General features: G+C 38.9%; 1 protein-coding gene and 1 pseudogene. Both read left to right on the forward strand.

From position 1 onward, the window contains the following. Positions 1-368, forward strand: a 368-nt coding sequence (locus HMPREF9943_RS10520) for a hypothetical protein (RefSeq protein WP_482156159.1), incomplete at its 5' end; no start/stop codon positions are given. Then, positions 278-2,787 (forward strand): annotated as a pseudogene (locus HMPREF9943_RS09580) (helicase-related protein); the annotation flags it as partial. The gene HMPREF9943_RS10520 and the pseudogene HMPREF9943_RS09580, both read left to right, overlap by 91 nt.

Below are 2,787 nucleotides of genomic sequence, written 5' to 3' on the forward strand. Positions count from 1 at the left end.
GCGAGTTCTCCGAAATGGAGAGTACGGACGAGATAATAGAGAAAATCAGGGAGAATACGCTAAACAGCTTGGAGGAACAGGCGGACTTCATGAAAGAATTCCCGAATCCGACTTACGCAGTGATGAGGATAGATTATCTTTCAAAGAGCGAGGAGCAGAGCCACTTCGAGATGCTTTTGGATCTATACAAGGAGAAGAAGCTGACAGGACACCTGATGGATATTCAGAAACAAGCGATAGAGTTTATGAGAACAGAGAAGCCGAAGCTGATGGCAGCTTGGAAGATAGAGGGCGAGAACAATCCGCAGTATGGGGCGATGATTTCAGCTCTCAAAGAAATGACCATCAAGGAAGTGGTAGAAATCTAAAAGATAATACTGAAGCAGAGATAAGAGAAGCTGATAATGCTTCTTTTTCTTTGCCTGAAAATTCTTATGGACAGATGAGGCTTACTATTCCTCTTAATCAGAAAGAGATAGACACTGTCCTTATTAACGGAGGAAATCACGACGGCGGGAGACTTCCTCTTATTGCTGAGTTTTCCAAAGAAAAAACAGTAGAAGAATTGGGAGAATACCTCAAAGATACCTTTAGAGGAGGAAACGGATTTTACATTGATGAAAGAGAAGTATCTTCCTGGTATTCGGATAAAGGTATTCATTTAGCTTATGGAACATCGGCAAGAGAGGATAATACACAAATTTTAAGCTGGCGTGATGCAGCAAGTAGGATAAATGAACTTCTTGACAGAGGTGAGTTTGCTACAAATGTAGAACTTTTAGAGGCACAGGACTATGAAAGGGATAGAAATTCAGAATCCTTATGGTATCTAACGCACGATTTAAGCGAAGAAGGAATAGAGCAAGGATATTTCAACTCTTTTGAAAGAGGTGGTGGATTTCCGGAAGAAACGAAAAGATTATCTGAAGCATTAAAAAATCCTGAATATCTGAAAGAAACAATCAGGAAATACGAAAGATTTTTAGAAGGATACAAAGAAAATAGGGATGTATTAAGGTTTCATTATCACAAGGTTGATAGCCTTTATCAAAGACTCAAGGAACTTGAACTGCCACGAAAGGAATACAGTACCAATCTGACAGAACTTACGAAGGTAAAGCCTTTTATTACAGAAGATGAAGTCCTTGAAAGCCTTTCAAGAGGAAGTGGCATTGATAGAGGAAAAGAACGAATCACCAAGTTTTTTAAAGAAAATCATACTTTGCAGGAAAAAGCCAATTTCCTAAAAGACGAATATGGAATCGGAGGACATTCCCATGCAATTTCAGGGGCGATGGGAAGTGATGAATGGCACGATGCAAAGGGACTTAAATTACAGAAAAATGATTGTAATGATGTGTTTCTTACTTGGACAAGTGTTGCAAAGCATATCGATGAGCTGCTTTCTAAAAATCTCTATATTGAAGAAACGGAAATAGGAAGTAAGTCAGAGATAGAAAAACCACAATATTATTCCAAAGATGATCCTGAAAACTTAATGACAGATGAAATGCTTGAAAGAGTACCGGAGCTTTACGTACAGGAGGATGTAGCTTTGGCGGATAAGCAGGTTCATGCTGCATATATTATTCCCTTTAGAAGTAACTGGACTTGGTATATGACGGAGTATGACAGGGAAAGCGGCGATGCCTTTGGACTTGTGCTTGGGATTGAGCCTGAATGGGGATATTTTAATCTTGAGGAGTTGAAAGAACTAAACGCACAAAGGCTCATTTTAGAAGATTTTCCAAAGACCTTTAGAGAACTTAAAGACAGTGAACTTAAAAAGCAGATGGATGAGCAGGAGCTTCAGTTTGTCTTTAATGGAGAACTTAGCTTTGAAAATAAAGCAGAGCTTGAAGCACCTGAAGAAACAGAAGAAGATACAAAGCGTGACACAGTTCAAGCTACCTTATTTGATTACCTCAAAGAAAGAGAAGAAGTAGAACTGAATGAAAAAGAGGACAGCCTTTTAGAAGAGTTTGCAGTTAAAGCAGGCGATACCGTCTATTTTAATCATGAAGAATATAAAGTCAGAGAAATTTCTAAAAATGAAATCACAGGAAGATATGATTTGTGGCTTGATCCGGTAAGAAGTGGAAACCATCAAATTCCGATTGTAGACTTTACAGATAATGAGGACTTGTTGAATAAAATAAGTCTTGAAAGACCGAACTTTATTGTCGGTGATGAAGTTAAATACAAGGACAAAGACCATACCATAACACGCTTTGATGATATGGGAAAGAACCTAAATACGGTAACGGTGAAGGACAACACCGAGTATTTTGGAGGGATGATAACAGGCTCCGATGTCATTCCTTATCGTCTGGAAAGCGACCTTGAGAGGGTATTTGAAAACCTGACATATAAACAGCCAGAGCAGACTACTGAAGAAACTCAAATAAGAAAAGCGGAAGCTCATAACTTTAAAATTACAGAAGAAACGCTCCCTGAAAAGTTAAGTCCAAGCGAAAGATTAAATCAAAACCTTGAAGCAATTTCCATGCTTAACAGAGTGGGGAGCAGACAAAGATCGCTTGATAGTACAGCTCAGGAAGTTTTAGCAAGGTATGTAGGCTGGGGTGGACTTTCCGAAGTGTTTGATGAAGAAAAAGGCGGACAGTGGAAAGAAGCGAGGAGCTTTCTAAAAGAGAACTTATCGCAGGCAGAATATGAAGCTGCAAGAGAATCTACTTTAACGAGCTTTTACACACCGAAAACCATAATTGATGGAATATATAAGACGCTTTCGGATATGGGATTTAAACAGGGAAACATTTTAGA

The sequence above is a fragment of the Eggerthia catenaformis OT 569 = DSM 20559 genome (genome assembly GCF_000340375.1).
GTDB classification, from domain to species: Bacteria; Bacillota_I; Bacilli_A; order Erysipelotrichales; family Coprobacillaceae; genus Eggerthia; species Eggerthia catenaformis.